At 69.0% G+C, this 7,664-nt stretch carries 6 protein-coding genes; 2 read left to right on the top strand and 4 right to left on the bottom strand.

The genetic code is table 11. From position 1 onward, the window contains the following. Positions 1-174: 174 nt before the first annotated feature. Complete coding sequence (locus RSA25_RS18245) at positions 175-738, top strand: acireductone dioxygenase (protein ID WP_332810247.1); 564 nt, start codon at positions 175-177, stop codon at positions 736-738. A 3-nt stretch (positions 739-741) separates the two neighbouring features. Next, positions 742-1,440, top strand: a complete 699-nt coding sequence (mtnC, locus tag RSA25_RS18240) for an acireductone synthase (RefSeq protein ID WP_332810246.1) — start codon at positions 742-744, stop codon at positions 1,438-1,440. 329 nt (positions 1,441-1,769) lie between these two features. Here mtnC and RSA25_RS18235 read toward each other — a convergent pair whose 3' ends face one another. The 4 genes from RSA25_RS18235 to RSA25_RS18220 form a co-directional block, all read right to left on the bottom strand. Next, positions 1,770-4,415 (bottom strand): glycoside hydrolase family 2 protein, encoded by a 2,646-nt coding sequence (locus tag RSA25_RS18235; RefSeq protein ID WP_332810245.1) that lies wholly within the window; start codon positions 4,413-4,415, stop codon positions 1,770-1,772. Between the two features lie 85 nt (positions 4,416-4,500). Then, complete coding sequence (locus RSA25_RS18230) at positions 4,501-5,709, bottom strand: AGE family epimerase/isomerase (RefSeq protein WP_332810244.1); 1,209 nt, start codon at positions 5,707-5,709, stop codon at positions 4,501-4,503. Continuing rightward, positions 5,706-6,698: a carbohydrate kinase gene (locus RSA25_RS18225; RefSeq protein WP_332810243.1), complete on the bottom strand. Its 993-nt coding sequence runs from the start codon at positions 6,696-6,698 to the stop codon at positions 5,706-5,708. Before RSA25_RS18225 ends, RSA25_RS18230 begins: the two co-directional genes overlap by 4 nt. A 7-nt stretch (positions 6,699-6,705) precedes the next feature. Then, positions 6,706-7,664: sugar MFS transporter (locus tag RSA25_RS18220; protein WP_332810242.1), on the bottom strand; the 959-nt coding region annotated here is incomplete at its 5' end.

The following is a 7,664-nucleotide window of genomic DNA, read 5'->3' as shown; positions in this document are numbered from 1 at the left end:
GCCGCGGGGGCCCCCGCCCCCCCCCCCCACTACCGGGTGCGCGATACCCCCCACGTCGGCGCGCCCGGATTCCTGAAGGGAATCTGTGTTCCCCCCCTGGGCATCAGACCGCGCCCCCTTCCCCGGCGCCGCGCTGGTACCCTTTCCTTCCCCCTTCGCCTCGCTGCCGCCGCCATGAGCCGACTCCGCATTTTCCAGGACACCGCCCCGGACACCCCGCTGTTCGACAGCCGCGATGGCGAGGCGATCGCCGCCGAGCTGAAAAAGATCGGCGTCACCTTCGAGCGCTGGCAGGCCACCCAGGACGTCGCCCCGGGCGCCAGCCAGGACGAGGTGTTTGCCGCCTACAAGGCCGACATCGACCGCCTGGTCGCCACGCATGGCTTCAAGAGCGTAGACGTGGCCTCCATCGCCCCGGACAACCCCAACCGCGCCGAACTGCGGAAGAAGTTCCTCGACGAGCACTTCCACAAGGAAGACGAGGTGCGCTTCTTCGTCGCCGGCTCCGGCCTGTTCACCCTGCACGTGGACGGCAAGGTCTACGAGATCGAGTGCGTGAAGGACGACCTGATCGCCGTGCCCGATGGGATCACCCACTGGTTCGACATGGGCGAGGACCCCAGTTTCGTGGCGATCCGCTTCTTCACCGAGCCGGACGGCTGGGTGGGCCACTTCACCGGCAGCGACATCGCCCAGCAGTTCCCGCGTTACCACCCCGCACAGCACCAGGCCGACTGACCCATGCCGCATCCCACCGTCATCCTCACCGACATCGAAGGCACCACCAGCAGCATCTCGTTCGTCAAGAACGTGCTGTTCCCGTATGCGCGAAAGGCATTGCCGGCCTTCGTCGCCGCGCATGGCCAGCAGCCGGAGGTGCGTCGCTGGCTGGACGCGGTGGCAATGGAGATCGGCGGCGCCTGCCAGGACAGCCTGATCGTGGAGACCCTGCAGGGCTGGATCGACCAGGACCGCAAGCACACCGCGCTGAAGGCGCTGCAGGGCATGATCTGGGAGAGCGGCTACCGCAACGGCGACTACAAGGCGCACTTCTATCCCGAGGTGGCGGCCGTGTTGAAGGGCTGGCATGCGCAGGGCAAGCCGCTGTATGTGTATTCGTCCGGCTCGGTGCCTTCGCAGAAGCTGTTCTTCGGCTTCAGCGAAGCCGGCGACCTGACCGGCCTGGTGTCGGGCTGGTTCGATACCGAAGTGGGTGGCAAGCGCGAGGCCGAGAGCTACCGCCACATCGTCAAGGCGATCGGCGTCCCGGCGGGCCAGATCGTGTTCCTCTCCGACGTGGTGGAAGAGCTCGACGCCGCCCGGGACGCCGGCCTGCAGACCCGCCTGCTCGACCGCCTGGACGATTACCCGCTGCCGCGCAGCGGCGAGGCCACCCACGGCCACGACCGCGTCGAGAATTTCCAGCAGATCACGCTGTAAGCGCCGACGGGGGTGGCCCACGCCCTGCGTGGCTGCGTATCGCGCGATGCCTGCACCGTGCCAGCCACCCATGGGGGGCTCTACCAGGTGATGTCGCCCCGGGTGCCCCTGCGGGGGTAGAGCCACCCCATGGGTGGCTGCTCTTCGCGCGATGCCTGCACCGTGCCAGCCACCCATGGGGGGCTCTACCAGGTGATGTCGCCCCAGGTGCCCCTGCGGGGGTAGAGCCACCCCATGGGTGGCTGTTCTTCGCGCGATGCCTGCACCGCGCCAGCCACCCATGGGGTGGCTCTACCAGGCGATGTCGGGTAGCCACCCATGGGGTGGCGCTACCGGGTGACGTCGGCCAGGGAGGTGAAGCGGAGGGCGCGGCGCAGGGTGGGCAGGTCCGCTTTGCTGTGGAGGCCGATGGTGACGGTCTCGCCCGGCACCAGGTCCAGCGCGTTGTCGTCCAGCGTGGCATCGATGCCGTCGACATCGATCCAGAGCGCACGCACCAGCTGGGGGGCACGCAAGGTCAGCACGTAACCGTCCCCGTCGGCGCGCAGCGCGCTGTCGATCTGCGCAGGGGCCAAGGCCAACGCCTTGGCCGCCACGAAATAAACCACCTCCCGCGACAGCACGCGCGTGCCATCCAGCAGCTCGACCACCGCCACCGTGCGTGCGGGATCGGCGCCGTTCAACAACGCCGCGTCTTCAAAACGCCCCACCTCCAACGCCGACAACGGCGGCACCGCCACGGCGTGGCGGCGCGTGCTGCGCAAGGTGCCATCGAGGTCCATCACGCGCAGCCGCCAGGTGGCCTGCAAGCCCTGCTGGCGGTCGTTGAGCAGGCTCACCCGGGTCACGCGCTCATCGCGCAATGCCGCCACCGCCTGGTCGGCGAAGAAGCGCTTCGCACGGAAATGCAGCGCCTTCCAGCGCCCGGCGTAATCGATGCTCGACCACGAGGCGCCCGGCCACACATCGTTGAGCTGCCAGTACAGCGATCCCATGGTGTACGGCCGCGAGGCACGGTGGTGCAGCGCGGCCAGCGCGATGCCATCGGCCTGCATCACCTGGCTGAGATAGACGAAGGCGGGGAAGTCGCGCGGGGTGCCGTACGCTTCTTCGATGTACTTGCGCAGCCGCTGGTTGCCCTCGCCCGCCATGAACTTCTGGTGCGCACGCACCGTGGCGCTGTCCACCTGCTGCTCGGCGGGCGGGATGATGCCCTCCAGAGTGCGCAGCACCGGCCAGGCCTGCAGCCCGTATTCGGACATGAAACGCGGGGTTTCGCGCAGGTAGGCGGTCACCGGCAACGCCGGATTGCCCCACACCTGCCAGTAGTGCTTGTCGCCACGGGTGGAGTCGTTGGCCTTCTCGTCCAGGTCGTTGCCGGGCGAGCTGGACCAGTACGGCACGCCCAATCCCTCCTCGGCCACCACCTGGCGCAGGTCGGTGCCGAACAGGTCCACGTAGCCCTGCCAGACCTTCGCCGCGAAGACCGGATCGGCAGCGGTCAGGTCGCGCCCGTGGCCCCAATCCTTCCACGCGGTCTCTTCCTCGTTGTTGCCGCACCACAGCACCACGCTGGGATGGTGGCGCAGGCGACGCAGGTTGTCGCGCGCCTCGGCCACCACGTTGGCACGGAAGGCCGGATCGTAACCGGGCTGCATGCCGCCGCCGAACATGAAGTCCTGCCAGACCAGCAGGCCCAGTTCGTCGGCGATGTCGAAGAACACATCGTCCTCGTAATAACCGCCGCCCCAGTTGCGCAGCATGTTCATGTTGGCATCGCGTGCGGCGGTCAGCTCGCGCCGGATCCGCGCGGCGTCCACGCGGGCGGGAAACATGTCCAGCGGAATCACGTTGGCGCCCTTGGCGAAGATCGGCACGCCATTGATGACGAAGGCAAAGCCCTGCCCACCCTGGCGGTCCACCTCGCGGCGCAGTTCCACCGTGCGCAGGCCGATGCGCTGCTCGATGCGGCCACTGGCGGTGCCGTCGCCCACCAGCGAGGCACGCACGGTGTAACGCGCCTGCTCACCCTGCCCTACCGGCCACCAGCGGCGCGGCTGCGCCAGCTCAAGCGGAACGCTGATCGGGTTGTCGCCGGCCTGCAGCGTCGCCTCGCGGTCGATGCGGGCCACCGGCTTGCCGTCGGGGTCCCACACCTCCACGTGCACGGCTGCCTTTCCAGCGGCGGCGCTCTCCACCTGTGCCACGATCGCCAACGCCGCGTGTGCGGCATCCAGCGAGCGGGTGTGCACCGCCAGCCCGGTGAGGCGCTGGGCGTCCCAGCTTTCCAGCTGCACCGGCCGCCAGATCCCGGCCGTCACGTAACGCGGGCCCCAGTCCCAGCCGAAGTGGTAGCCGGGCTTGCGCACGAAGTTGCCGACCATCGCATCGCGCGGCTCGTCGCCATACGGCGAGGGGTAGTTGCCGGCGATCTTGTGCGGCATGGCCTGCACGCGCGGCAGCAGCGTGGTGATCGGCGAGCGCAGCACGATGCGCAGTTCATTGCCGGTGGCCCGCAGGCGGCCATCCACGCGCGCGCGCCAGGTGCGGTGGCTGTTGTCGGCCTGCAGCAGTGGTCGGCCGTTCAAGCTGACCGTGGCAAGGGTATCCAGGCCCTGGAAGGCCAGCTCGGCATGCGCGCGCGCCAGCGTGGCCGCCTCCACGTCGAAGCGCGCACGGTACTCCCAACTGGCCAGGCCGATCCATTGCAGGCCCGCCTCGGGCGCGCCCACGTAGGGATCGGGGATCAGGCCCTGCGCGAGCAGGTCGGTGTGCACTGCGCCCGGCACCTGCGCCGGGCGCCACTGCTGCAGGCCCGGGTGGGCGGCGCCGCGCGGGTCGCCCGGCAACAGGCGGAACGACCACTCGGCCACCAGGGGGGCGGCGGCCAGCGGCAGGGCCCAGACCGACAGCAGCAACAACAGCAGCCACCCGCTGGCGGACGAAAGGACACGGAAGGGACGAGGCGCGCGCATGGGAACCTGCCAGGGCTGCTTGAACAAGGAAACCGCTAGGCCAGCGAGGGCACCGGCCAACCGCCGGCACCCTCGTCGCACCCGCTCAGCGCACGACGTTGAGCACTTCGTAGCACGCGCCCATGGTGTGGTAATCGGTCTTGCCGGCCGGGCTCTTCTCATCGGTGTACTTGTGGTTGTCCGCATCGAGGATGCGATACCAGGCGCCATGGCGATGGTCGATCATGTGCTGCCAGGCATAGCCCCACAGGCGGTCGTACCAGTCCCAGTACTGCGCCTGGCCGGTGCGGCTGGCCAGCAGTGCGGCGGTGGCCAGGGTTTCGGCCTGCACCCAGAAATACTTGTCGTCGTCGCAGACACTGCCGTCCGGCGCGAAGCCGTAGTACAGCCCACCTCGGGTGGCATCCCAGCTGCGCGCCACGGCCACGTCGAACAGGTGGCGCGCGGTGGGCAGCAGCCAGTCGGCCTGCACGTGGCGGTCCAGGATCAGCAGCAGCTTGGCCCACTCGGTCTGGTGGCCGGGCTGGAAGCCCCACGGCCGGAACAGGTGCTTGGGATTGTCACGGTTGTAGTCCCAGTCGATCTGCCACTGGGTGTCGTAGTGCTCCCACACCAGGCCATCGCCCTGCGCGGCCTGGCGGCGGGTCATGTGGTCGGCCAGCAGCAGCGCACGGTCCCGATAGCGCGTTTCGGCGCTGGCCTCGAACGCGGCCAGCATGGCCTCGCACATGTGCATGTTGGCGTTCTGGCCGCGGTAGCTGCTGAAGTTCCACTGCGCATCGGCCTCGTCCTTGTACAGGCCGAATGCCGGTTCCCAGAAGCGCGTTTCCAGCAGCTGCCAGGTCTCGTCCATCCACGCGCGCGCCTGGCCGATGCCGGCCTTGAGCGCGCAGCTGTAGGCCAGCAGCACGAATGCCACGCCGTAGCAATGGTGGGTGGCATCCTCGACCACGCCATCGCGCAGCGTCCACGCATAGCCGCCGGTGACCGGGTTGCGGTGCACCTCGCGCAGGTAGCGCAGGCCGTGCTCGGCCGCGGCCAGGTCCTCCTGCTTGCCGAACTCGCGGTACGCCATGGCGTGGTTGAACACGAAGCGCGTACTGCTGACCAGGTGGCGATGCCCGGCGTCGTAGACGCTGCCATCGTCGCGGTAGTAGTGGAAGAAGCCGCCGTTCGGGTCGATCTCGTGCGGCTGGTAGAACGCCATCGTCTGGGCGATATGCGCGCGCAGGAACGCCGGCGAACGGAAATCCGGGGTGGGTGGAACCGGGGCCGTGGTGTGGAGCGTGTTCATGCCGCATCTCCCTGTTGTTGCAGCAGCTGGTGGACTTCTTCGAGGCTGGGCATGGCGGCGAATGCTCCCTTGCGGGTGACCGCCAGCGCGCCGACGGCGGCACCGAAACGGATCGCCGCGGTGAGCGCGGCCGGGTCCTGGCAGAACGTGGCGAAGGCCTCGCCATCGCCGCCGCGCTCGCCGATGCCGAACAGCAGGCCGCCCACGAACGCATCACCGGCGGCCGTGGAATCCACGGTCTGCACGCGGAAGCCGGTGAGCACGCCCTGCGCCTGGCGGGTGTGCCAACGGATCGGGGCGGCGCCATCGGTGACCACCACCGCCTGTGCCTGCGCGGCCAGCAACCGGGCGATCACCGCCTCGGCACCGCCGGCCTGCGCGGCGGCCAGGTAGTCCAGTTCCTCGCGCGAGAGCTTGACCAGCTCGGCCAACGCCAGTGCGTCCCACAGCCGCGGCAACGGATCCACGCCGGCCGGCCACAGCGCCGGGCGCAGGTTCAGATCCAGGCTGACCATCGCCCCGGCCGCGCGCGCACGGCGCATGCCGTCCAGCGTGGCCTGCGCGATGTCCGCTTCGGTCAGGCTGTTGGAGCACACATGGAAACTGCGCGTGCCTGCAAAGCAGTTGGGATGGAAATGCGCGGCGCGGAACAGCAGGTCGGCCGACGGGGGCCGGTAGAAGCTGAAACTGCGCTCGCCGTGGGCGTCCAGCGCCACGAACGCCAGCGCGGTCTTGGCCGCATCGGTACGCACGATGCAGTCGGTCGCCACGCCGGCCTGGGCCAGGCTGTCGGCGAGGAAATCGCCGAACATGTCCTGGCCGAGCATGCCGGCAAAGTGCGTGTCCGCGCCAAGGCGTGCAGCGGCCACCGCCACGTTGGCCGGGGCGCCGCCGGCATACTGCAGGAACGCGCGCGGGGTGTCCGCGCTGGCCGGCGGCTGGGCGAGTAGATCGATCAAAATCTCGCCGAAACAGACAATCTTGCTCATTCGGGCCTCAGGCTCCCTGGCGGAATGCGGCGCTCGGGCGCGAACCCGACAGCCCGTAGAAAATGATGTAGCCGTAGCAGATCAACGGCAGGATGAAGGACGGCTGCAAGCCGATGTGGTCGGCCAGCACGCCCTGCAGGTAGGGCACCACCGCACCGCCGACAATGGCCATGATCAGCAGGCTGGAGGCCTTGTTGGTCAGCGGCCCTAGGCGCTCGATGCTCAGCGCGAAGATGGTCGGGAACATGATCGAGTTGAACAGGCCCACCGCCACCACCGCATACAGCGCCACATGGCCGGTGCCGAGCATGGTGAGGGCCAGCAGCGCCACGTTGACCGCCGCGAACAGTGTCAGCAGCAGGCGCGGCGAGAACCGGGTCATGATCGCCGAGCCGGCGAAGCGGCCGATCATCGCCAGCGTCCAGTACGCCGACACGTAGTGGGTGGCCTGCTGTTCGGTGAAGCCCCCGATGGACGGCATGGACAGGTAGTTCACCAGGAAGCTGCCGATGGAGACCTCGGCGCCCACGTAGAAGAAGATCGCCAGCACCCCGAACAGCACGTGCCGATGGCGCAGTGCGTCCAGCAGGGTGTGCGTGCCGCCGTCGGCCTGTTCGGTGGTTTCGGTCAGCGCCGGCAGGCGGAACAGATAGACGAACACCGCCAGCAGCGCCAGCGCGATCGCCAGGCCCACGTAAGGGCCCTGCACCGACTGTGCTTCCTGCGCGCGGTAGGCGATCTGCTCGGCCGCCGGCAGCGCGGCCAGCGCATCGGCGCTCTTGACCGTGTTGCCCAGGATCAGCATGCCGCCGAAGATCGGCGCGATCGCGGTGCCCAGCGAGTTCAGCGCCTGGGCCAGGGTCAAGCGGCTGGAGGCGGTCTGCTCCGGCCCCAGCAGTGCCACGTACGGATTGGCCGCCACCTGCAGCACGGTGATGCCGGTGGCCAGCACGAACAGCGCGCCCA

Source organism: Stenotrophomonas sp. (assembly GCF_036662295.1).
In the GTDB taxonomy this organism is placed as follows: domain Bacteria; phylum Pseudomonadota; class Gammaproteobacteria; order Xanthomonadales; family Xanthomonadaceae; genus Stenotrophomonas.
Note: the sequence above shows the minus strand (reverse complement) of the source record. Positions and strands in the feature narration are given on the sequence as shown.

Coding starts and splice junctions, on each gene's coding strand:
- RSA25_RS18245 (WP_332810247.1), top strand. CDS start 175: ATGAGCCGACTCCGCATTTTCCAGGACACCGCCCCGGACACCCCGCTG.
- mtnC (WP_332810246.1), top strand. CDS start 742: ATGCCGCATCCCACCGTCATCCTCACCGACATCGAAGGCACCACCAGC.
- RSA25_RS18235 (WP_332810245.1), bottom strand. CDS start 4,415: ATGCGCGCGCCTCGTCCCTTCCGTGTCCTTTCGTCCGCCAGCGGGTGG.
- RSA25_RS18225 (WP_332810243.1), bottom strand. CDS start 6,698: ATGAGCAAGATTGTCTGTTTCGGCGAGATTTTGATCGATCTACTCGCC.
- RSA25_RS18230 (WP_332810244.1), bottom strand. CDS start 5,709: ATGAACACGCTCCACACCACGGCCCCGGTTCCACCCACCCCGGATTTC.